Annotated in this window: 22 protein-coding genes; 20 read left to right on the top strand and 2 right to left on the bottom strand. The window is 53.4% G+C overall.

Annotated elements, in window-relative coordinates; genetic code table 11:
• The first annotated feature begins 148 nt into the window (after positions 1-148).
• Positions 149-1,390 (top strand): aspartate kinase, encoded by a 1,242-nt coding sequence (locus tag ACE99V_RS14765; RefSeq protein ID WP_400491995.1) that lies wholly within the window; start codon positions 149-151, stop codon positions 1,388-1,390.
• A 56-nt stretch (positions 1,391-1,446) separates the two neighbouring features.
• Here the strand turns inward: ACE99V_RS14765 and ACE99V_RS14760 are convergent, their stop codons facing one another.
• Positions 1,447-1,896: a DUF2507 domain-containing protein gene (locus ACE99V_RS14760; RefSeq protein ID WP_400491994.1), complete on the bottom strand. Its 450-nt coding sequence runs from the start codon at positions 1,894-1,896 to the stop codon at positions 1,447-1,449.
• Positions 1,897-2,240: 344 nt separating this feature from the next.
• Here ACE99V_RS14760 and ACE99V_RS14755 point away from each other — a divergent pair, with 344 nt between their 5' ends.
• The 17 genes from ACE99V_RS14755 to ACE99V_RS14675 all read left to right on the top strand — a co-directional run bounded on the left by ACE99V_RS14755 (position 2,241) and on the right by ACE99V_RS14675 (position 20,347).
• Positions 2,241-2,852 (top strand): succinate dehydrogenase cytochrome b558 subunit, encoded by a 612-nt coding sequence (locus tag ACE99V_RS14755; RefSeq protein WP_400491993.1) that lies wholly within the window; start codon positions 2,241-2,243, stop codon positions 2,850-2,852.
• Positions 2,853-2,870: 18 nt separating this feature from the next.
• A complete protein-coding gene (gene sdhA / locus ACE99V_RS14750) occupies positions 2,871-4,628 on the top strand; it encodes a succinate dehydrogenase flavoprotein subunit (RefSeq protein WP_400491992.1) in 1,758 nt (585 codons plus the stop codon).
• 18 nt (positions 4,629-4,646) lie between these two features.
• The gene (gene sdhB, locus ACE99V_RS14745; protein ID WP_400491991.1) at positions 4,647-5,396 is read left to right on the top strand and encodes a succinate dehydrogenase iron-sulfur subunit; all 750 of its coding nucleotides are present in this window, start codon (positions 4,647-4,649) and stop codon (positions 5,394-5,396) included.
• Positions 5,397-5,571: 175 nt separating this feature from the next.
• Positions 5,572-9,342: a S8 family serine peptidase gene (locus ACE99V_RS14740; RefSeq protein WP_400491990.1), complete on the top strand. Its 3,771-nt coding sequence runs from the start codon at positions 5,572-5,574 to the stop codon at positions 9,340-9,342.
• Between the two features lie 79 nt (positions 9,343-9,421).
• Positions 9,422-9,805 (top strand): hypothetical protein, encoded by a 384-nt coding sequence (locus tag ACE99V_RS14735; protein ID WP_400491989.1) that lies wholly within the window; start codon positions 9,422-9,424, stop codon positions 9,803-9,805.
• A gap of 87 nt (positions 9,806-9,892) precedes the next feature.
• Positions 9,893-10,354, top strand: a complete 462-nt coding sequence (locus ACE99V_RS14730; RefSeq protein ID WP_400491988.1) for a chemotaxis protein CheX — start codon at positions 9,893-9,895, stop codon at positions 10,352-10,354.
• A gap of 182 nt (positions 10,355-10,536) precedes the next feature.
• Positions 10,537-11,379 carry an ABC transporter permease subunit gene (locus tag ACE99V_RS14725; protein ID WP_400491996.1) on the top strand — a complete coding sequence of 281 codons (843 nt, stop codon included), beginning with the start codon at positions 10,537-10,539 and terminating at the stop codon, positions 11,377-11,379.
• A gap of 40 nt (positions 11,380-11,419) precedes the next feature.
• Positions 11,420-12,343, top strand: a complete 924-nt coding sequence (locus ACE99V_RS14720) for an ABC transporter permease (protein WP_400491987.1) — start codon at positions 11,420-11,422, stop codon at positions 12,341-12,343.
• A 164-nt stretch (positions 12,344-12,507) separates the two neighbouring features.
• On the top strand, positions 12,508-12,729 hold the full coding sequence (locus tag ACE99V_RS14715) for a helix-turn-helix domain-containing protein (RefSeq protein WP_003387736.1): 222 nt from the start codon (positions 12,508-12,510) through the stop codon (positions 12,727-12,729).
• Between the two features lie 120 nt (positions 12,730-12,849).
• Complete coding sequence (gene cysK, locus ACE99V_RS14710; protein WP_400491986.1) at positions 12,850-13,764, top strand: cysteine synthase A; 915 nt, start codon at positions 12,850-12,852, stop codon at positions 13,762-13,764.
• Between the two features lie 180 nt (positions 13,765-13,944).
• On the top strand, positions 13,945-16,209 hold the full coding sequence (locus ACE99V_RS14705; RefSeq protein WP_400491985.1) for an immune inhibitor A domain-containing protein: 2,265 nt from the start codon (positions 13,945-13,947) through the stop codon (positions 16,207-16,209).
• Between the two features lie 101 nt (positions 16,210-16,310).
• Positions 16,311-16,463: a hypothetical protein gene (locus ACE99V_RS14700; RefSeq protein ID WP_400491984.1), complete on the top strand. Its 153-nt coding sequence runs from the start codon at positions 16,311-16,313 to the stop codon at positions 16,461-16,463.
• 288 nt (positions 16,464-16,751) lie between these two features.
• On the top strand, positions 16,752-17,582 hold the full coding sequence (locus tag ACE99V_RS14695; protein WP_400491983.1) for an electron transfer flavoprotein subunit beta/FixA family protein: 831 nt from the start codon (positions 16,752-16,754) through the stop codon (positions 17,580-17,582).
• On the top strand, positions 17,579-18,610 hold the full coding sequence (locus ACE99V_RS14690) for an electron transfer flavoprotein subunit alpha/FixB family protein (protein ID WP_400491982.1): 1,032 nt from the start codon (positions 17,579-17,581) through the stop codon (positions 18,608-18,610). Before ACE99V_RS14695 ends, ACE99V_RS14690 begins: the two co-directional genes overlap by 4 nt.
• Positions 18,594-19,889 (top strand): FAD-dependent oxidoreductase, encoded by a 1,296-nt coding sequence (locus ACE99V_RS14685; RefSeq protein WP_400491981.1) that lies wholly within the window; start codon positions 18,594-18,596, stop codon positions 19,887-19,889. The genes ACE99V_RS14690 and ACE99V_RS14685 overlap by 17 nt, the downstream gene beginning before the upstream one ends.
• On the top strand, positions 19,889-20,185 hold the full coding sequence (locus tag ACE99V_RS14680) for a ferredoxin family protein (RefSeq protein WP_400491980.1): 297 nt from the start codon (positions 19,889-19,891) through the stop codon (positions 20,183-20,185). The genes ACE99V_RS14685 and ACE99V_RS14680 overlap by 1 nt, the downstream gene beginning before the upstream one ends.
• Positions 20,186-20,200: 15 nt before the next feature.
• Positions 20,201-20,347, top strand: a complete 147-nt coding sequence (locus ACE99V_RS14675) for a hypothetical protein (RefSeq protein WP_400491997.1) — start codon at positions 20,201-20,203, stop codon at positions 20,345-20,347.
• A gap of 56 nt (positions 20,348-20,403) precedes the next feature.
• On the opposite strand, the gene ACE99V_RS14670 is transcribed toward ACE99V_RS14675, so the two are convergent.
• On the bottom strand, positions 20,404-21,363 hold the full coding sequence (locus ACE99V_RS14670; protein ID WP_400491979.1) for a superoxide dismutase: 960 nt from the start codon (positions 21,361-21,363) through the stop codon (positions 20,404-20,406).
• 175 nt (positions 21,364-21,538) lie between these two features.
• On the opposite strand from ACE99V_RS14670, the gene racE reads away from it, so the two are divergent.
• Both racE and ACE99V_RS14660 read left to right on the top strand, forming a co-directional pair.
• Positions 21,539-22,360, top strand: coding sequence for a glutamate racemase (gene racE, locus ACE99V_RS14665; RefSeq protein ID WP_400491978.1), 822 nt, complete (start codon positions 21,539-21,541; stop codon positions 22,358-22,360).
• Positions 22,361-22,463: 103 nt separating this feature from the next.
• Positions 22,464-23,516, top strand: coding sequence for a GerMN domain-containing protein (locus ACE99V_RS14660; RefSeq protein WP_400491977.1), 1,053 nt, complete (start codon positions 22,464-22,466; stop codon positions 23,514-23,516).
• Positions 23,517-23,572: the final 56 nt, after the last annotated feature.

Below are 23,572 nucleotides of genomic sequence, written 5' to 3'. Positions count from 1 at the left end.
CCTGAAATAAACGTTCCGGAACGCATAAAAAGTTTCCTCTAACGAAGAACCAGCTTCTTCGAGAGGGCTTCAATCGATGCTTTTTTTATAATGGAAAAGAGACATGGAAACGATCTAGAGAGAATACGTGAGAGGGAGAGAAGCCAGCATGGGGTTGATCGTGCAAAAGTATGGGGGTACCTCGGTAGGTACCATTGAACGCATTTTGCGAGTGGCGGATCGGATTATTGAATACAAACAGGCGGGTCACGACATGGTCGTCGTGGTATCCGCGATGGGAAAATCGACGGACGTCCTGGTGGATATGGCAAAACAGCTTTCCCCCTATCCGTCAGAGCGTGAAATGGATATGCTGCTTGCCACCGGTGAACAGGTATCCATCGCGCTGCTGGCGATGGCCCTGCATCAAAAGGGCTATGACGCCATCTCTCTGACAGGTTGGCAGGCCGGTATTACGACAGAATCGGTGCATGGCAAGGCGCGCATCAAGCATATCGACAACGGCCGGATTCAATCAGAACTGAAGCGCGGGCGTGTGGTGATCGTAGCAGGGTTCCAGGGGATCAGTGAAGAAGGAGAGATCACTACGCTGGGCCGCGGCGGGTCGGATACGTCGGCGGTCGCCCTGGCAGCAAGCCTGAACGCGGACAAATGCGAGATCTTTACGGACGTTTCAGGTGTCTTCACGGCGGACCCCAGAGTTGTGCCGGCAGCACAAAAGCTGGACAGCATTTCCTATGACGAGATGCTGGAGCTGGCCAACCTGGGAGCAGGCGTCCTGCACCCTCGCTCTGTGGAGGCTGCGAAACAATACAAGGTTCGACTGGTCGTCCGATCCAGTTTTACGCCGGAAGAAGGTACGTACGTAGAGGAGGTTGCCAATATGGAGACAGGAAGAGTGGTTAGCGGTGTAGCGCATGATGAAGACGTAGCAAAGGTGACGGTTGTGGGTATGCCCGCTCGCGTCGGCACGCTGTCTCGGTTGTTTAATACCCTGGCAGACAATCAGGTCAACGTGGATATTATCATCCAAAGCTCCTATGATGCGGCTGTAACCAACATTTCGTTCACGGTTGCGTCCGATGACCTCAGGAAAACGCTGGACACACTGGCACGCAATCAGGCAAACCTCGGATTCGAGAAAGTGGATCACGAAGAAGGATTGTCCAAGGTGTCCATCGTAGGCGCCGGCATGGTTAACAATCCGGGGGTAGCGGCAGATATGTTCCGCGTACTCGCCGAGAACGAGATCAGCATTAAAATGGTCTCCACCTCCGACATAAAGGTGTCCTGCGTGATCCCGGCGAAGCATACCGAACTGGCGGTGCGTGCACTGCACACCGCTTACGGACTGGACGTGGCGGAGCAGGCTGTCGTACACGGTCTGTAGACCGATTGGGGATGCCCCTCTTCTCTGGCGGGAAGAGGGGTTTTTCACTGCAGCGATCAGGACAAGCTGACCGAAATGATGACGCTGCCCTCCTCCTCCAGTTCCAGACGGGTCTCCACGTCCTGTTCCCGCAATCGCCCAATGGCTCCGGCGACGATTCCGCACTCCAGGGAAAGCGCACGGCTCATCCGCTCCGGGGTCATATAGGAGTAGATGGAATGAAACAAGCGATAACGAAAATGGCGCTCACTTTCCTCGAGCAGTTCCAGTTTTCCCAGCCCAAGGCGGATGAACGGCAGCACCAACCCGTTCGCCGTTTGGACGGCTATCTGTCTGCCGAGATCCTTCCCCATCCAGTAGAGAATCGGGGCCTCACTCTCGCCCAGCAGCTTTGTGGTGATGGTCTCTCGCAGCAGGTGATATCCGAGGTAGGGCATATTGATCCTCTCTGCGTAGGGAATGACCCCAGGGGACAGAAGGGATGCGAGTTGATCGGGGTGTTTCATGTCTGAGATCTCCCTTTCTCTTCTGGTTGTTACTAGACTATGAGAGATGGGAGAAGCTTATGACAGATTTATAGAAAAGGATTGATTCGTCAAACTATTCCAACAATAGAACAAGTCTAACCATTGTCTTGACGCTGTATAGAGACAGGAGTACAATTGTTTTGGTCAAAGTTTTGCCCAACTTTTTTCCGTTTTCCGACATAATTTGCTACGTTTCTGGATGGAAATGCCGCGGTTGTGTACAAGCTGTCCGGGCATGTCTAACGTAACGGGCAATCGGTTAGGATAGTGGAGAAAGGTATACAAAAACGACATTACATAACAATTGAAGGGGGGACCCATGTATGGCGAAAGGCCATCACTTTTTAAACCACAAGCTTCATTCTCTGCTTGGATTGTTTCCAATCGGGCTGTACCTGGTATTCCATCTGACTGCGAACTTCCAGGCAACCCGAGGGCCTGAAGCGTTCAATCAGGTCGTTGGCATGATTGAGCATGTTCCGTTCTTGCTTGCAGTCGAATTCATTTTTATCTACATTCCACTCTTGTTCCACGCCGTTTACGGTCTCTACATTGCGTTCCAGGCGAAACACAATGTAACCAACTACGGCTACTTCCGCAACCACATGTTCCTGTGGCAGCGCATTACCGGTATCATCACACTCATCTTTATCGCCTGGCACGTCTGGGAAACTCGTGTGCAAAAAGCACTGGGCGCTGAAGTGAACTACGAAATGATGGCCAACATCCTAAGCGATCCGTTGATGGTTGTCTTCTACTCCATTGGAATTCTTAGCGCGGTATTCCACTTCTCCAACGGTATCTGGTCGTTCCTCGTTCACTGGGGAATTACTGTCGGTCCACGGTCCCAGCGTTTCGCCACGTACCTCACCATGGGTATTTTCGTGATCGTTTCGATCATCGGCTTGCGGGCGATGTCGGCATTTATTCAATAGGGATAGGGGGACGCATTCATGGCAAAAGGTAAATTAATTATTGTCGGTGGTGGTCTGGCCGGCTTGATGGCCACCATTAAAGCAGCAGAAAAAGGGGTTCCTGTCGATCTGTTCTCCCTCGTTCCGGTTAAACGCTCTCACTCCGTCTGTGCGCAGGGCGGTATTAACGGTGCGGTTAATACCAAAGGGGAAGGCGACTCGACATGGGAGCACTTCGACGACACCATTTACGGAGGAGACTTCCTCGCCAATCAGCCACCGGTAAAAGCGATGTGTGACGCTGCACCTGGCATCATTTACATGCTGGACCGGATGGGCGTCATGTTCAATCGTACGCCTGAGGGGCTTCTGGACTTCCGCCGCTTCGGGGGAACCAAGCACCACCGTACGGCGTTTGCCGGCGCTACGACAGGCCAACAGCTGCTCTACGCGCTGGATGAACAGGTGCGTCGTTTTGAGACGGAAGGTCTGGTAACCAAGTACGAATACTGGGATTTCCTCGGAGCCGTGCTGGATGACGATGGCGTATGCCGTGGGATTACCGCGCAAAACCTGCGTTCCGGTGAAATCGTTTCGTTCCGTGCAGACGCCGTTATCCTGGCAACCGGCGGTCCTGGTATCATTTTCGGAAAGTCAACCAACTCTATCATCAACACCGGTACGGCTGCTTCCATCGCCTACCAGCAAGGTGTTGTTTATGCAAACGGGGAGTTTATCCAAATTCACCCGACAGCCATTCCAGGGGATGACAAGCTCCGCCTGATGTCCGAGTCCGCCCGCGGTGAAGGCGGCCGCGTCTGGACGTACAAGGACGGCAAGCCGTGGTACTTCCTCGAGGAAAAATATCCGGCGTACGGAAACCTGGTACCGCGCGACATTGCGACTCGTGAAATCTTCCACGTCTGTGTTGACTTGAAGCTGGGGATCAACGGCGAGAACATGGTGTACCTGGATCTCTCCCACAAGGATCCGAAAGAACTCGATGTCAAGCTCGGAGGCATTATCGAGATTTACGAAAAATTCGTCGGGGACGATCCGCGCAAGGTTCCGATGAAAATTTTCCCGGCTGTTCACTACTCCATGGGCGGCATGTGGGTCGACTACAACCAGATGACCAACATTCCGGGTCTGTTCGCTGCCGGCGAGTGCGACTACTCCCAGCACGGCGCAAACCGCCTCGGTGCCAACTCGCTCTTGTCCGCGATTTACGGCGGTATGGTAGCGGGGCCGAAAGCGATTGAATACATGAACGGTCTGGAAAAATCATCCGACGACCTTTCCTCCACGCTCTACGACGGTTTCACCAAGAAAGAGCAGGAGAAGTACGACAACATTCTCAAAATGGACGGCACGGAAAACGCCTACGTCATTCACAAGGAACTGGGCGAATGGATGACCGACAACGTCACCGTCGTACGCTACAACGACCGTCTGAAGAAGACCGACGAGAAGATTCAGGAACTGATGGAGCGCTACAAGAAAATCAACATCAACGATACGCAAAAGTGGAGCAACTCCGGCGCTTCCTTTACCCGTCATCTGTGGAACATGCTTGTCTTGTCCCGCGCCATTACCATCAGTGCTCTGATGCGCGACGAAAGCCGCGGTGCTCACTACAAGCCGGAGTTCCCGGAACGCAACGACGAGCGGTTCCTGAAAACGACCATGGCGAAATTTAACGCGGAGACGACAGCTCCGGAAATCTACTATGAAGACGTAGACATCTCGCTGATTCCGCCGCGCAAGCGTGACTACACGTCTGACAAAAAGAAATAAGAGGGGAGGGAACTGATCATGGCCGACAAATTGATTCACCTGATTATCACCCGTCAAGACAGTCCTGACAGCACTCCTTACAAAGAAGAGTTCAAAATCCCGTACCGTCCGAACATGAACGTGATCGGTGCGTTGATGGAAATCCAACGCAATCCGGTTAACGCGCAAGGACAAAAGACCAAACCGGTAAACTGGGAATCCAACTGCTTGGAAGAAGTATGCGGCGCCTGTTCGATGGTGATCAACGGCAAACCGCGCCAAGCGTGCTCCGCGCTGATTGACAAGCTGGAGCAGCCGATTCGCCTGGAACCGATGAGCACCTTCCCGGTTCAGCGCGACCTGTCTATCGACCGAAGCCGCATGTTCGATGCGCTGAAGCGCGTCAAGGCGTGGATTCCGATCGACGGCACGCACGACCTTGGACCAGGCCCACGCATGCCGGAGGTAGATCGTCAATGGGCATACGAGCTGTCCAAGTGCATGACCTGCGGTGTCTGCCTGGAGGCGTGCCCGAACGTAAACGAAAAATCTCCGTTCATCGGACCGTTTGCGATCTCCCAGGTGCGCTTGTTCAACCAGCATCCAACCGGTGCGATGAACAAGCACGAGCGTCTGGAAGCGCTGATGGAAGACGGCGGCATCGCCGACTGCGGTAACTCGCAAAACTGCGTGCAGTCCTGTCCAAAAGGCATTCCGCTCACCACTTCCATCGCCCACATGAACAAAGAAACCACAAAATACGCGTTGAAGCAGTTCTTCTTCTCGTAATGACCACACCCCCCTGTCGGTTCCAATTTCGGCAGGGGGTGTCTTTGTTTTGGGACCCAGTCCGGGGGAGCAACAGTTTTGCCGGATGGGTAATTTGGCTGGATAAGGGAATACCGCTTCCCCTCTGATGGAACACTGAAAGAAATGGATGCTCTTTCAGAAGGGGAGGCAGAAGATGAAAAAACGGATTGCTTGTGCGTTGTTGGCGATGTCTTTGCTTCCTGCACAGACGGTATACAAAGGAGAAACGGTGGCGGATCTGGACGCAAAACCGCTGCAACCCTACGCCTCCTTTACACAACAGGTGCGGCACGATTTGGGCCATGTCCGGTTGCATCCTTCCGCGGTTTCCTCAGCAGATGGACGAACGGGTGTCTATTCAGCCGGAGCAGATGAATGGGCGAAGACAGAACACGTGCTGCTCGGGGAGCAGGTGACGTCGCCGCCCGTTTCCGCGCTGGAAATGATCCAGGCTCCCAAAGCCTGGCAGGAAGCAGAGGTAAGAGGGGAAGGAATGCTGGTTTCCGTCATCGACACCGGTATTAACCCGAAGCACCCTGATTTGTCGCCGCCCCGCGACAAGCGATTGGCGCAGCAGAAAACCGGTTCCAGTCAGAAGGTCATTCCCGGATACAACTGGGCCGACCGCAACCAGATCACCGAGGACGTGGGAGAGTCCCAGCATGGTGTTCATGTGGCCGGAATCGTGGCGGCCAACGGCAAGGTAAAAGGGGTGGCACCCGAAGCCCAGCTGTTGAGTCAGAAAGTGTTCAGCAACTACCAGGGTGAAGTGCCCGGTTTAAGCGAATCCATCCTGTTTGCCATCAACGACTCGATCGCCAAAAAGGCAGACGTGATCAACCTCAGCCTGGGATCGTCTGCAGGCTACGTGGACGACACCAATACCGAGCAGTACGCGATCAAACGCGCCGTGGACAACGGCGTCATCGTGGTGGCGGCAGCGGGGAACGACGGCTACTTCGGCAGTGACAAGGTTAAGGCGCAGAACCCGGATGTCGCCATGATCGGCTCTCCAGGATTGGCTCCCGATGCGTTTGCCGTCGCATCCGCGAACTCAACCACACTCGCCGGATACAGCTTTTCCGTCGACGGTGTGCCAAACGTCGACCGCGTCGTCTACTTGCACAGTCACGCGGCCAACGGCCATGCGCTGAATCCCCTCGACGCACTGATGCGTCCTTATCCCCTTATCTACATGGGCAAGGGAAAGAAGGAGGACTACCATGTCTCCGTGAAAGGCAAAGTGGTACTCCTGGAGCGGGGAGACATTTCCTTTGACGAAAAACTGCGTCTGGCCAAGGAAGCTGGCGCAACGGGAGCGATCATTTACAACAACCAGGCCGGACCGCTGATCATCAGCGCGGACAACGCGAAGAACATACCTGCCGTCTCCATTCTCCAGCAGATGGGAGAAGGGCTGGCAGCTGCGTTGAAGCGGGGGAAGAAGATAACAGTTACGTTTGACGGTCAGTACGCGCAGAACCCGATGCCGTATCCGAACGGCGGTACCGTCTCCTCCTTTTCATCCTGGGGACCTACGCCCGACCTGCAATTCAAGCCGGAGATTACCGCTCCGGGGGGAGGGATTCTCTCTACCGTAAGAGAGTCTGACTATGCGGTAAAAAGCGGGACCTCCATGGCCACGCCTCATGTGGCTGGCGGCATGGCTTTGATCAAGCAGGCGTATTTTAAACAGGGGCGCAATCTGCAGGGACGGGCGTTGGTGGAAACGATGAAAGCGGCCGCGATGAATACGGCCCAGCCGATTCTCAATCCGAGTGAAATCGCCTCCGCATCCGACGGCAGCCGGTCAGGGATGCTTCCTTATAGTCCGCGTGTACAAGGGGCCGGCATGCTTCAGATCGCCAAGGCGATTCAAACTCCCGTCATCATCACGGATCGTCGGGGCAAGGCAGGTGTGTCTCTTGGCGAGGTGAGCGGATCGACGACCTTTTCGGTCTACGTGGACAACAAGTTCGGCAAAAAACCGATCACCTATCAGATCAGGGATGAATTTGGCGTGCTGACGGACCTAAAGAGGGACGGGGTAAACCTGCTGACAGATGTGCAGATGGCGGGAGCGAAGTTGCAATTTTCCAGCCAGCAGGTGACGGTGGAACCAGGGAAGCGGGCAGAGGTAAAAGTGACGCTGCTGATTCCCAAAGACGCTCCGCGCAACAGCTTCGCCGAGGGCTATATCGCGTTTCAGCCGACGGACACGGATCTTCCCTTGCTGCGAGTTCCCTATTACGGCTTCTTTGGCGACTGGGATGAACCGCGTGTGATGGATCCTCCGATGTGGGAAGAGGCCAGCCAGGAGAACCGCACAGGTGTGAAGACGACCTGGTACCATGACAAGGAGAACGACAAGTGGAAGTACCGCGACCATCTGGGTGTCACCGGCGTCAATGAAGATGGCGGCGTTCAGATAGACCCAGGTAAAATCGCCTTCTCTCCCAACGGAGACGGTCATTACGACGTGGCAGCGCCATCCATCACCTTCCTGCGCAACGCCAAACAGGTGACCATTGACGTGGCGGACAGCGCCGGCAAGCTGGTGCGATCACTGGTGAAGGACGAAAAGGTGACCAAGTTTGACCAATCCAAGCTCGGGACGCCGTACTACTACACCGAACGGGAGCATTGGAGCTGGGACGGCAAGATGTATTCGATGGAAAAAGGGGAGTACGTACCTGTGCCGGACGGTGCCTACCAGTTTGTTGTCCGAGCAAAAATTGACGGGCGAAACACCAACTGGCAATCCCTGACGCTTCCCGTGCGGGTAGACACCAAAGCTCCGGCAGTATCCGCATCGCTCATCGGGAACAAGGTACAGTGGAGCAGCCGGGACAAGGACGTGCAGGGATACCTCCTTTACGTGAACGGGAAAAAGACGGGAGGCCCCTACTCTGCTCATGAGACAAGCGCCATTGTCAGCCAGCCGAACAAAAAAGTAACCCTGGTCGCCTTTGATTTTGCCGGCAACCTGACCGTGGTGCACGTAAACGGCAAAAGTGACGTCGTCCCGCCGTTTGTGGAGTTTCCGGATGACCTCTTTTTGCAGGTACTGGTCTCACGGCAGCCGGATGTAGCGGTATACGGACGCATTGGCGGCGAAGACATGCTGGATCGGGTGAGGCTTGCGGTCAACAAACAACCGGTAAAAGTAGGGTCGGACGGTTCGTTTCAGACCATCCTGCATTTGCCGGAGGGGCTCAATTACGTCACGTACGCCGCCAGCGACGCATTTGGGAATACGCGCCACTTTACCCAGCGCGTCATTGTGGATGCAACGGCTCCGCAGCTTGTTTTCCAAAATGACGGCAGCGAAGAGATTTCCTTTGATGCGGCGACCAAACAGATGCTGGCGCCGATACGCTTTAGCTACCGCGACGCCAGCTACAAGGGACAGACAACCGTCAACGGTCAGATCGTGTCCAGCTGGGAAGAAGACCAATTGGAGAAGCCCGTTTTGAAAAACATGGTTCATGCGCTGTCGCTTAAGCAGGGTGAAAATCGCGTGCTGTTGGAAGGAAAAGACGCGGCTGGCAATTCAAGCAGCCTTGTCATCTACGCCTATGCGGACACCAACGCCGGAACACTGGTGTTGAACCACGGGGAGCAGCGGTACACCTACCAGGCCAAACCGCTTCCTGCGCCCTCCGTTCAACTGCCGCAGAAAAGCGCGGAGGGCAAGATAGGTGAATCGCTTCTCGTTCAGGGAAAAGTGATAGCAGCTACAGCGGTCCGCCTGCATTTTTTCTACGACGACCAGCGACTGCAGGCTGATGTCAGTGACCGCGGGGACTTCCGTCTTCCGCTCGTCGGGATCAAGGAAGGCAAGCAGAAACTGACTGTGATCGCCACCGATGCCCTTGGACGGGAGGCTCATGGGGAAATGCTTATTATCGGCAAAAAACGATGAAGACATGGAGAAGGATGTCGATGGCATCCTTTTTTGTTATACGTGCCCCGCTCAGCTCGATATTTTGGAGGGATTTTCCATGTTTTTTCACGGGATTAACTGGGAATATGTATTACAGGTGTACCCCATTCTGTCGCCACGGCGGGGCGTATCAAGAAAGCGCGGGGATCAGCTGGAGGATCGGCAGCACTTGCTGGAACGATTCGGTCTGGAGCCGGTCCACCTGCTGGAGGCGAGCCACGCGTATCCCGCGCATCGCTGTTTGGGTGAGTGCCTTGCCTTTGGTGACACGGTTTTTGCCTTTCAAAACCTGCCTGATCCGCTTTGGCAGCTGAGCAGCCATGAAGTCGGCGTGAAAGTGCTTGACCTTCGCACATGCTGCCGAATCTACACGGCGCGGACAGACGCAGATGTTGCCCGATGGTTCCCGAATGTTGTACCCACTTTTATTGACGATCGATAAGTTTTTGTAAAGTGCTTGTTTCTTCCAAATTTCGACACTATAATGAGCCTAAAAGGCTCAATTACCTGGGAAAGGAACTGTTTACGGATGAAAGTCCAGTACATTAATCCGTTTTTGGAGTCAGCGTCCACCGTTATTCAGCAATTTTGCAATGTGTCTGTTACGCAGGGAGAGGTCGTGCAAAGAGAACTCACGTTTCACGTCGACCATACATGGATTCGCATCGGCATGACCGGCCAGTTTGAAGGGGACGTGATCTTTGGACTGCACAATGAAGTAGCCCTGAAAATCGTCTCTGCCATGATGGGCGGATTTCCCGTCAGTGAGATGGATGAAATGGGGAAGAGCGCCATATCCGAACTGGGCAACATGATCTCAGGAAACGCCAGTACGTTGTTGTACAATCAAGGCATGACGATTGACATTACTCCGCCCGAAATAGTTCAGAATTATGAAATGTTTTCGTCAAAAGGCAGCGAAGCTCTTTCCGTCCCCCTCAATTTGAGCGAGATGGGACGAATGGAAATCCAGGTGATCGTCGCCAAATAACAAAGGGATCGTCGCTCTGCTCGCAGCAGAGCGTTTCCTCTTATTATGGCAATCGTATGCAGAAATGATAGAATTATAAAAAATGATAAAATATTCTCTATCGTGTGGTCGCCTTTTACGAGATCGTGTATCTTTTGAAGTAGTAAGGGGGGTATCATTTGTTTACATACATCAAACAAATAATGGGAATTTTTTTTCTGGTCATCGTCGTGTGCGGCGGGCCGCTGATGCTGTACACCGTAAAAGAAGAGGTCGTATTTGAACCGGAGAGAGTGGTCAGCCGAACGGTTTACCTGATTGAAAAAATCGCAGGCGGCTCGCTTGGCGTTTACTATGTCGGCGAGACCGAAAGAGAAATTGCCAACGACATTCTGCCGTTTGCCCAGAATTCGTTTGAACTGCTGTTCTTTAGCGTTTTCATCGCTGTGGTGGCCGCTTTGTTGTTTGGACTGTTTTTGCAACGCTTCGGGGCTGTCCGTCACTTTCAGCGCGTCTTGGACATCCTCTCCACCATACCGGACTTTATCCTCATTCTTTTTTCCATTTTAGCCGCCGTCAACTTTTACAAGTGGACGGATATCCGTATCATTACCCTTTCTCCGACGAGCGACGCCTCGAATAACTGGTTCCCGATGGCGGTTTTGGCGATTGGCCCCACCATTTTTCTCCTGAAAGTCGTGAGCCTCAAATACGCTGAAATCGGCGGAGAGGACTACATCAAAACCGCATTGGCCAAAGGGATGGGCATTTGGCACGTACTTGTTCATCACGTGTACAAAAACATCCTGCCGTTTTTGCTGGCCGATTTGAAAAAAGCAATTGCCATCACGGTGGCCAACCTTTTTATCGTGGAGTATTCGTTAAATGTAGTCGGGTTGACGCGCTTTATCTTCAGCAAATATAGCCCTTACCAGTTCAACGCGGCCGTCATGGGCCTGATGGGAATCATCATTCTGTCGATTCTCGTCTATCTGCTGATTCGAGGCATTCTGTATCTGTTCGAACGCGTCGTGGTGTACAAATAATATTCCGAATAGACGATCAACAATGGAGAGAGGTTTTTCTATGCGAAGTCGGATGAACATATCGTTGTGGATCGGCTCGATCCTGGTGCTGTTTCTCATAGGTTTGGGAATATTGGGACCGTATGTAGCCCCGTATGAGGTTGATTTTCAGGAAAAGCTGCGCAATGAAACGGTGAACGGCAAAACCGTGATCATTTCACCTCCGCTGCCTCCATCCGAGGATCATCTGTTCGGAACCGACAAGTGGGGTTATGATCTGTTCACGCTGCTGCTGCACGGCGCGCGCTACACCGTATTCGTGACCATGGCCGTTGCGTTCCTGCGGGTTGTGGCAGGTACCTTGATCGGACTGTACATTGGCATGCAGGAGAGGCAGCAGCGTTGGTGGATCTCTATCGAAAACGCCTGGAGCTATATTCCGATTTTTATTCCGGTTTATTTCCTCCTGATTGGAATCAATATCAACTCGGAACTGTCAACGGCGGCGTTGGTGACGATTTTCATTTCACTGGTGACGCTTCTCGGTATTCCCAGCGTCGTCTCTTCCATTCGTCAGAAAACGGAGCAGATCAAGGAAATGCAGTACGTTCTGGCGGCTACCTCTCTCGGAGCGGGACGCAGCCAGCTCATCTTCCGCCACATTCTGCCTCATCTGAAGGAACAGATCGCCGTGATTTTTGTCATGGAGATCATCGCCGTTATGACTTTGATGGGTCTTTTGGGGATGTTCAATTTGTTTGTCGGCGGCACCAAGATGACCACGGATCCGGTCATCTATCATTCCATTACCCACGAGTGGGCCGGGCTTTTGGGATCGTATCGCGGCTTCATCTACAGCGCCCACACCTGGATTTACATGACGCCGCTCGCAGCCTTTATTTTCGCCATCAGCTCCTTTACCCTGCTTGCGAAAGGGCTGCGCGACCGATTCCAGCATACCTACCACCGTGCTCCGTTTATTTGATCGGGGTGCGGTGGAACCCATTGCCCAATTTCTGAATAGGATGTAAGGCAAAAGCCTAAAATCCCTTAAATTCCGGCACCATCACCCACCCCCCTACATAGGATAAGGTGACTGTAAATCCCTCAACCTTGTTCCTGTAGAGCCCACAAGGAGGGGTGGCACGATTGAAGGGTAGCGACCAAACCAAGCCGTTGTTAACGAACCGCGAAAGAGAAGTGTTTGAACTCCTGGTCCAAGATAAGACAACCAAAGAGATTGCTGGACAACTCTTCATCAGCGAAAAAACTGTGCGCAATCACATCAGCAATGTCATGCAAAAATTAGGTGTTAAAGGTCGGTCTCAAGCAGTAGTCGAACTCGTTCGACTTGGTGAGTTAGAGATTTGAACCCAGCCCACCCAACCCTCCCTTTTCTTCCCTTGCGAATGGAAGGGAGGATTTTTTTTGCCCATAATATATAGTATTCTTATACTATTACTAGGGATAAATGCAGGGCAGGAGGTCGCTATGAGCGTCTATCAAAATATCACCGAACTGATCGGGAACACTCCCATGGTCCGTCTAAACCGGATGGTCCCGAAAGGAGCGGCAGATGTCTTTGTCAAGCTGGAGAAGTACAATCCCTCCGGCAGTGTAAAGGATCGTGCAGCCTCTAATTTGATTGCCACCGCAGAGGCGGAAGGACTGATTCAACCGGGTGACACCATCATCGAACCGACGAGCGGAAATACGGGAATCGGATTGGCGATGAATGCTGCAGCCAAGGGCTACCGGGCGATTCTCGTAATGCCTGACAATATGTCAAAAGAGCGGATCAACCTGTTAAAAGCGTACGGCGCCGAAGTGGTGCTGACTCCGAGCGAACAACGGATGCCGGGCGCGATCGCAAAAGCACTGGAATTGCAAAAGCAGATCCCGCGAAGCTTTATTCCGCATCAGTTCGAAAACAAAGCCAATCCGGACATCCATCGCACGACAACCGCAGTAGAAATCTACGAGCAAATGGAAGGGCGACTGGATGCTTTTATCGCGACAGCGGGTACGGGGGGAACGATTACAGGAACGGGTGAGACGCTGCGGGAGAAGCTGCCTGAACTGTTTATCGCGGTTGTTGAGCCAAAGGGCTCTCCGGTACTGTCAGGCGGAAAACCAGGTCCGCACAAGCTGGTGGGAACAAGCCCCGGGTTTATTCCGAAAATCCTCAATACAAACATTTATGATGAGATCGTGCAAATCGCGGATGAGGAAGCGATCGAGACCATGAAAAGGCTGGCTACGTTGGAAGGGATTTTGGCAGGACCTTCGGCCGGAGCTGCTGTATTTGCGGCCATCATGGTTGCCGAGCGCATGGGTTCGGGAAAAAGAGTGGTTTGTATTGCTCCTGATACCGGGGAGCGTTATCTGAGCATGAACTTTTTCTAATCGCGGCCTTCCTTTCTTCTCTGGTGAAGAGAGGGAGGTTTTTTCATTTTTATAATAAGGTATTTTTTGTCGAAAAAGTTTATTTGTGTTTATATGAAATATAATGTCATAATTAGAAATAGTTGGATTAGGCGACTCTTCGTAATTTTCCGACGATAAAAACAAGAAGAGGTGAATCATTTGAAGAAGTCTCGCAAGCTATTATCCATCTTGTTTTCTACGGCATTGGTCGCGACTCCTCTCTTCGCTCAGCCTGATGCGGGTGCGGCAAAATCCAAATCGAAAGAGGACAAGCATGAACAGCACGTCGATTTGGCAACCATCAACTATGATCGGTTGGTAAACGCGTTGAAGGATCGTGGAAAGATCGACAAGAACGCTGATCCTGACGAGATTGAAGAGGCGGTCAAAGAGTTCCTTGAGGATCGTCATGTTCCTCACGGCATCGACCAGTCCACCTCATTCGGTCAGAAGGCGTTCAAGAATCAGCAATCGGCATTGCAAAAAACCTCCAGAGAAGTTTCGAAGTTGAAGGACGAGAAACAACTTCGCAGCAGCAAAAGGTTGCATACAGACAATATCGTCGTAGCCTTGATCGAGTTCTCCGACAAGGAGCACAACGAACTTCCGAAGGCGAACGACTCGGTGTGGACGAAAGATTTTAACCAAAAGCATTACGAAAACATGCTGTTTAACCGAAAAGGATACAAGACGCCGGAAGGCACTTCGATGACGACCATGGCCAAATACTACTATGAGCAGTCCGGTTACACCTGGACGGTAGACGGTGTAGTCACGCCTTGGTTGCAAGCGGAGAACGATCACAAGTATTACGGCGGAAACGACGAATACGGCAACGACGCACATCCTCGTGAACTGGTAAAAGAAACGCTGGAAGCGGTCGGGGAAGCCATTCAGGGCAAGGAAGACGAGTACGACCAACGGGATCCATACGATATCGACGGCGACGGCAATTTGATGGAACCGGACGGCCTGCTGGACAACCTGATGATCGTGCACTCCGGAGTGGGTGAAGAGACGGGCGAGGATGACGACGCAATCTGGTCCCACCGCTGGACAATCGGAAGGCCCGTTGAGATTCCGGGTACCAGTCTGAAAGCGTATGATTACATGATTCAACCGGAGGATGGGGCGTCAGGCGTATTCGTCCATGAATACGGACACAACCTGGGACTTCCGGACTTGTACGACACGATCGGCAGCGGTAAAGGCTCTCCCGTTGGTTCATGGTCGGTGATGTCTTCCGGAAGCTGGAATGGTAAAATCCTCGGTACAGAACCGACAGGATTCGATCCGTGGTCCAAGCTGATGCTGCAGGAAATGTACGGTGGCAACTGGATCAAGCCTGTGGTGATTGACCACGAAGACCTGGACAAACGGAAAAAGTCCGTTACGATCAGTGATGCATCCAGTATTTCCAAATACAACAAAGTGGTAAAAATCAACATGCCGCAGGTGGAAAAAGAGCCGCCGATTCAACCGAAGGACGGCGACTATTCGTACTTCTCCGATGAAGGGGACGATCTGAATACCAAGATGGTCTCTGAGATTATCGATCTGACAGGAGCATCGAGCGCTTCGATGGAGTTTGATTCCTGGAGAAAGATCGAAACCGGCTACGACTACCTCTATGTCAACGTGATCGATGCCGAGACCGGTGACAGGAAAGAAGTACAAGTGTGGGATGACGAGACAGACGGTTGGGAAAAAGAAGAGATCAGCCTGAATGAATTTGTCGGCAAGAAGATTCAAGTAGAATTCAACTACGTGACTGACGGCGGTCTGGCACTCCCAGGTTTCTATCTGGACAACTTTGAAGTGATCGCAGACGGTGAAACCATTTTCAGTGATGACGGCGAAGGGACGCCGAAGTTTGAACTGGATGGATTCATTCACTTCGATGGTGAAGGCAAGCTGTTTGACGCCTATTACCTGGTTGAGCTTCGTTCCTATGAAGGTGTTGACAAAGGTCTGGAGCATTACCGCCGCAACGACACGTTCTTCGCGTACGATCGCGGCATGGTGGTTTGGTACTATGACGGCCGCTACGGCAAGACTGCAGACAACCACACGGGTGAGCATCCCGGCTACGGTATGCTCGGAGTGGTCGATGCACATCAACGCGTACACTATTGGGACAACGACGAGGGGAACGAAGCGAAGATTGCCGGTGACCGTTATCAAGTAAACGACGCCGCTTTCAGCTTTGACAAGACTTCCGGTATCAAATTGGATTACATCTTTGGGACCATGGATTACGGGCCGTTGAAAGGTGTAAGTGTATTCTACGACGGGAATGACTACTCCTTGCCGGAGGTGCCGGAAATCGGAAAAGTGCTTCCACAGCTCGGTCTGCAATTCAAGCTGAAAAAAGTAGGCAAAAACTACACTGACGCTACCATTGAGTTCTCCAAACGCGATTAATGAAGAAGGCCTCCCTCCAAAAAAGGGAGGCCTTTCCCTATGTGCCGTGCATGTCCTTTGGATCAAGAACACATCATAGGAGAGTGAGGAGGTGACCCGGAATGCCTGAACAAAAGGACAGAGCGGATGCAATCTATGAAGTGGAAAACACGCTGCCTGTCGGGTCGATTGAAAAAGCCAGAGCGGGAGCGGGGAATCAGGACGAGCAGTACCCCATTCCTGCGGCTCGCCCAATCCCATGGCAGGATGTGTAAGTGAAAACCGGCGGTGAATCTCCCCCCGCTGCTCAAGCGAATGAAACCTCTCTTTCCGGTAGGAAAGAGAGGTTTTTTTGGTATGTATATAAGAATTTATAACATTGGGACATCGAATACAGCCACAAGGAAAGGGTTCGGGGCCCCAGCCGACACCAGCGTTAGCTAAAGTCGGCTGGGTTTTCTTGGTCTAAGAAGGCATGTCCGGTAATACCTTTGAAAATGAGACAACCTTTGTGAAAGATTGATAGGCAAACCGTTAGGCATTTGGCAAGGGGGAGATTACAAATGCTTCACATTGTGGCCTGTATCAAACAGGTGCCGGATACGAAAATCATCAAGATGAATCCCAAAACAAACACGATGGACCGATCGAGCGCGCCTGCGATTTTAAACCCGTACGACACCCACGCGGTGGAGGAGGCGGTCCGGCTGAAAAAACGGTACGGCGGTACCGTCTCGGTCCTGACGATGGGGCCGCCCCCGGCTGTCAAGGCGATCAAGAAATGTATCGAAATCGGCGCGGATGAAGGCTACATGATCACGGATCGGGCATTTGCTGGTGCCGATACGCTGGCAACCAGCTATGCCTTAACGAAGGCGTTGGAAAAAATCGCAAAAGAAAAGCCGATTGATCTGGTCATTTGCGGCAAGATGACGATTGACGGAGATACCGGACAGGTGGGGCCGGGCATCGCCCGCCGGCTCGACATGCCTCCGCTGACCAGTGTGAAGAAGGTGGTGGAAATCAACAAGGAGAAGGGATTTGCCATCGTCCACCGCAAGCTGGAAGACGGATATGAGGTGATCCAGTCCACTCTTCCCTGCCTCTTCTCGGTGGAAAAGGAGATCAACGAGGTACCCTATTCGCCACTCCCCAACATGCTGCGCGCGGCCCGTTACCAGCCTGTAATCTGGTCGGTAAACGATCTGCAAGAGGTGGATCGCACGCTGTTGGGACTGAAAGGTTCTCCCACGATCGTCGCCAAGGTATGGCCTCCGGAAAAACCAAAAGGGGGCGAACGGCTGGAAGGCTCGCCGCGGGAACAGGCGAAGCGGCTGATGGACGTGTTGCTTGAGAAAAAAGAACTGTTCCGGGTAAAGGGGGGAGGAGCATGAATCTGCAGGATTATCGCGGCGTGTGGGTGTTTCTGGAACAAAAAGACAGCGGCATCGCTCCCGTTTCCCTGGAGCTTCTGGGAGCGGGACGAAAGCTGGCTGACAAGCGGGGCGTGCCGCTGGCCGGCGTGCTGATCGGAGAAGGCGTGAAACACTTGGCGCAGACCGCCATACATTTTGGGGCAGACATCGTGTATGTATACGACGACCCGATCTTCCGTGACTACCGGACGGAATCGTTTATGCGTGCGGTCATCGAAGCGGTGCAGAAATACAAGCCCGAGATCTTCCTCTACGGAGCCACCTCTACCGGCAAAGACCTGGCCAGCGCGGTAGCAACCGATCTGGCAACGGGGTTGACCGCTGACACCACGCTGCTCGATGTCGATGCGGAGACGGGACTCTTGGAGGCGAGTCGTCCAGCCTTCGGCGGCAATATCATGGCGACGATTCTGTGCAAAAAGGATCGGCCGCAAATGGCGACCGTGCGGCCAAAGGTGATGAAAGCAATGCCCCCCGACTATTCGCGCACCGGTGAAATCGTCGAGGAACGGATAGCGCTTCGCGAGGAAGACATTCGTACCAAGGTGTTGAAAATCGTCCGCGAGTCACGGGCAAAGGTGCGATTGGACGATGCGGATATCATCGTCGCGGGCGGCAAAGGTCTGGGCAGCAAGAACGGCTTTCAACTGATTCACCAGTTTGCCGAAGTGATTGGAGCGACAGTAGGGGCCAGTCGTGATGCGGTGGAAGCGGGCTGGATCGAGCATCCTCATCAGGTTGGACAAACCGGCGTGACGGTGACGCCAAAAATCTACTTTGCCATCGGCATCTCCGGCGCCATTCAACATCTGGTCGGGATGCAGAACTCGGGGTTGATCATCGCGATCAACAAGGACCCCGACGCGCCCATTTTCCAGGCGTGCCACTATGGCATCGTCGGTGATGCATTCGAAGTGGTGCCCATCCTGATCGAAGAGTTCCAACGTGTGTTGGACAGGGAGGTTCAATATGGCGGAAAAGTTTGATGTGATCGTGGTCGGCGCCGGTCCGGCCGGAACCTCGTGCGCCTATACACTTGCGAAGGCAGGCGCCAGCGTTCTCTTGCTGGAGCGGGGGGAGTATCCCGGTTCCAAAAACGTCATGGGCGGCGTCCTCTACCGCAAAATGCTTGAGGACATCATTCCCGGTTTTTACAAGGAAGCGCCGGTGGAACGACCCATTGTGGAGCAGCGCTTCATGATGCTGGATAAGGAATCTGCGCTTACTTTCAGCTACAAAGGGCTGGAGTGGGCTCAGGAACCGTACAACAACTTTACGGTCCTGCGAGCCAAGTTTGACCAGTGGTTTGCCGACAAGGCCGTGCAGCAGGGGGCGCTTTTGGTCAATGAAACCGTGGCGCTGGAATGCATCGTGGAAAACGGCAAAGTAGTTGGAGTGCGCACGGATCGCCCGGACGGAGACATCCATGCAGATGTCGTCGTTTTGGCTGACGGAGTGAATTCTCTCCTGGCCAAAGGGCTTGGCTTCCACAAGGAATTCCGCCCGGACGAAGTGGCGCTCGCCGTCATGGAAGTGCTGAAGCTGGACCGCAAGATCATCGAGGACCGCTTCAGCCTGGAGGGAGACCAGGGGTGTACCATCGAGATTTTCGGCGACTCCACCAAAGGCATTCTCGGCACAGCCTGGCTCTACACCAACAAGGACAGTCTCAACATCGGAGTCGGCACGATGCTGTCGGGTTTGATCAAAAACAAAATCAAACCCCATCAGCTGCTCGACTACGTCAAGAAACATCCGATGATCCGCCCTTATATCCAGGGCTGCGAGCAGCAGGAGTACCTGGCTCACCTCATTCCCGAGGGAGGCTATCACTCCATGCCGAAAGTAGTGGGGAACGGTGTGCTGGTGGTGGGGGATGCGGCCCAGCTGGTCAATGCGATCCATCGCGAGGGCTCCAACATGGCGATGACCTCCGGAGTGCTTGCGGCCGAGACGATTCTGCAGGCGAAAGAGGCCGGCGACTTCTCCGAAAAGATGCTGGACTCCTACCGCGTTAATCTGCTCAACAGCTTTGTGGGGCAGGATTTGAAAAAGTACAAGGACGCCACTCACCACTTTGAAAAGTTCCCGCAGTACTTTGAGAAGTACATTCCGATGATGAACCGGGCGGCCAGCCAGATGTTCACTGTAGACGGCAGTTCCAAGTGGGAGAAGCAGAAGAAAATCTGGCGTGACATGGGTTCGGCGAAAGAGAAGTTCAAAATGGCTCGCGATCTTATGCAGGCGTGGAGGGTGATGAAGTGATGAGTGAACTGCCAAAGGGTCAATCCATCGAGGAAAAGCAGTACCTCGTCCGCTTCCGGGCGGATACGGAGTCTCACCTGCATGTGCTGGACTTTGACGTATGTGCGACGAAATGCCCGGATAAATTGTGTACGATCTTTTGTCCGGCCGAGGTGTACAAATGGGAAGAGATACGCATGCACGTCGGATATGAAGGCTGTCACGAATGCGGCAGCTGCCGGATCGGCTGTCCCTATGAAAACATCAAATGGGTGTACCCTAAAGGTGGTCACGGGATCATCTTTAGGCTCGGGTAACATGAGATGTTTGCCGTGGGAGATACCGTCGTATTTTCCTTGGACGGCGCCAAAGGAATCGTGATTGGCGTCGAAGGGGACCTCTGTCATGTGATGTGGGAAGACACGTTTATCAGCTGGGAAAAAGCAGATGCATTGAAAAAAGCGACACCGCATCCGTAACATCCAACTTTTGCAAACAAGAAACCCTCCCGAAACGACGGGCGGGTTTTTCTGTGTCAGTACGGCTGCCACCGAAGGCGCCGCGCCTGCAAATACCGATCCTGGACGTGGGGCCAGTTTACTACGTTCCACCAGGCATCAATGTACTTCCCGCGCTGATTCTGATACAACAGAAAGTAGGAATGCTCCCAGACATCCAGTACAAGAAGCGGTACCACATCCCATTGGGAAAGGTTTTGGTGTTTTTCCGCCTGCAGGATTTCCAGATGCTGCGCCCGTGGCGACCAGACGAGAATGGCCCAACCCCCGCCCTCCACTTTCTCGGCAGCCTGGGAGAAATGACGCTTAAACGCCTCAAATGAGCCAAAATCGCGAATGATTTGCTCCGCCAATTCCCCCCGCGGGACACCCCCTCCGCCACGACTCATTACCTGCCAGAAAATGGTGTGTAGATAGTGGCCCGCACCGTTGAAGGCCAATTCCCTTGACCAGTGCTTGACGAGTTCAAAGTCGTTGGTGGCACGGGCTCGAGCCAGCATCATTTCTGCTTTGTTCAGGTTGTCTACGTAGTTTTTGTGCAGCTTGTCGTGATGGATACGCATCGTCTCTGCGTCGATATAAGGCTCCAGGGCATCGTACGAGTACGGCAGCGGCGGCAGTGTGTGGCCGCCGATCGGCACCGGCCTCAGTACCGGCACCGGCTGTTGCCGTTGAGCCGGAGAAACGGGAGCCTCTGCCTGGAAGTCATCCTGGCTGTTCTCCTGAACGAGGCGCAAGAATTGATGGAACTGCTTCTGGATATCTTCCGCTTTTGCCGTTAAGCGGAGGATGTCCTGCTCCCCGTTTCCTTTTCCTGGATACTGGCTTGCCTTGCGCCCGACCTGAGTAAAGGCCTCTTCAAACTTGTGCAGATGGCGTTCCAGTTCGGAAGCGACTGGCGGCTTTTTTCGCAAATAGTCAATCCACTGGCGCCCCCACTGACTCCAGTCAATCAGATGTCTCACTTTCTCTTCCAACGCGATTCCTCCTCGAAGACATAAACCTTTCCCCCCTCATGATATGATGTTCGCCCAGAGGAGGTGCGGCATTCGCGGAGTACAAGAATTTTTCTTGGCGCATATGGTAGTAGCACCGATAATCTTAGTGCTATGCTGATGGAAGAGAGATATCACAACAGGGGAGAAACGACTCATGAGTGAACAACAAGCCATAGCCATTATCGACTCAGGTGTGGGAGGATTAACGGTTGCCAGAGAAGTGATGAGACAGCTGCCAAACGAACGAATCCTGTATTTTGGCGACAATGCCCGCTGTCCGTACGGTTCAAAAACGCCCGAAGAAATACGTGCCTACAGTTTTCAGATGATTGATTACGTATTGCAATTCCCGTTGAAAGCACTGGTGATTGCCTGCAACACGGCAACCGCGGTGGTACTCGGGGAAGCGAGACGGCGTTTGCATCTTCCTGTCATCGGGGTAATCGAGCCTGGAGCACGGGCAGCCGTGATGGCTTCCAAAACGGGACGGATCGGCGTGATCGGCACGGAGACCACCATCCGCACGCGAGCGTACGAGCATGCCCTGCTGCGCCTGCACCCGGATCTGTACGTGGTGGGGCTGGCTTGTCCTGCCTTCGTTCCGCTGGTGGAGCGCGGCATGCAGCGAACCGACGAAGCGCGGGAGACTGTAACGAAAACACTTGGTCAGCTTCGTCACGAAGAGCTGGACACCCTGATATTGGGGTGCACGCATTACCCGCTGCTGGCTCCGGTCATTCAAGAGGTGCTGGGAGAAGACATCAGGCTGATCAGCTCGGCAGAGGAGACGGCGCGAGAACTGTCGTCCCTTCTGTGCAGCGGACAGACGGAATTTCCACCGGCACTGCTCCATTCGCCTGACCATCTGTTTATGACAAGCGGAGACCAAGAAAAATTCCGAGAAATAGCCGAGGAATGGCTCGGACGCAATCTAACCGTTAAACGGCAGGTGCTGGAAAAATCGTTTCAATCATAACCCCCCCTCCTTCTCAAGCAACTCTTTTCGGGACAATCAAGCATAAACCCAAGCCATGCTCGTATACATGGTAGTACAAAGTGTCTTGAGGAGGCTGGGAATCATGAAAATGCGACGCATCGGCAAAATGACGGCCGTGCTTGGGGTGAGTGCCGTGTTACTTTCGGGGTGCGGTCTCTTTGGGCCGGAAAAAGAGGCGACCAGTATCGATCCACCCCCTCAATCTGAAGTGGCGCTCGAAGGGGCGGATGCGCTTCCAACGAACAACAGTGGAACAGACGCGGCAGCGGTTCAGGGATCGGTTGACCGAACCGTATACCTGCTGGACGCAAATGGCTACGTGGTGCCGGTTTCTCTGACGCTGCCCAAGGAAGAGGGCTCCGCCAAACAGGTTCTCACCTACATGGTAAAGGGCGGACCGGTGGACAATATGCTGCCGAACGGCTTCTCGGCGGTTCTGCCGGAGGGCACAAAAGTACTCGGCATGACGATCAAGGACGGCGTAGCCACGGTCGACTTTTCCAAAGAGTTCAAACAGTATGATCCAAAAGAGGAAAAGCGGATTTTGGACGCGGTGTCCCGCTCGTTGACAGAATTCCAAAACGTGAAAAGCGTGCAGATCTGGATTAACGGAAATCCGCTGACGGAGATGCCGGTCGACAGTACCCCTCTCTCCCAGTTGGGCCGCAACCACGGAATCAACCTGGAGCTGGCGGAAGGCGCCCAACCAGGCAGAACGACTCCGGTTACGGTTTACTTCCAGGGACAGCTGGACGACAAGCGCACCTACTATGTGCCGGTGACCCGCCTCATTCCTCAAACGGACAACGTCGCCAAAGCCGTGGTGGAAGAGCTGATCAAAGGGCCTAAGGAAGGTTCGCCGCTGTACAGCTCGCTGTTGCGCACGACCCAGGTGCTGGATGTAAGCAATGAAGCCGGATTGGTGAAAGTCGATTTGAGTGATGACATCCTCAAGTACGACAACGGCAAGGAAGCCAGTCCGGAAGCGCTGGAATCCCTGGTGTTGTCGCTGACGGAGAGCACCGGTGCGAAAAAGGTGCAGGTGCTCGTCGAAGGCAAGCCGTTGACGAGCGGCAGCTTCGACTTTACCAAGCCGGTTGATCGTCCCGTGCAGGTCAACCCGATGCAATTTTAATATACCCACCCGTTCCCGCTCACGTGAAAAAGAAAGCGCGCCGTGATGGCGCTCAG

Source organism: Brevibacillus soli, assembly GCF_044759095.2.
Taxonomy (GTDB): domain Bacteria; phylum Bacillota; class Bacilli; order Brevibacillales; family Brevibacillaceae; genus JBIYSM02.
Note: the sequence above shows the minus strand (reverse complement) of the source record. Positions and strands in the feature narration are given on the sequence as shown.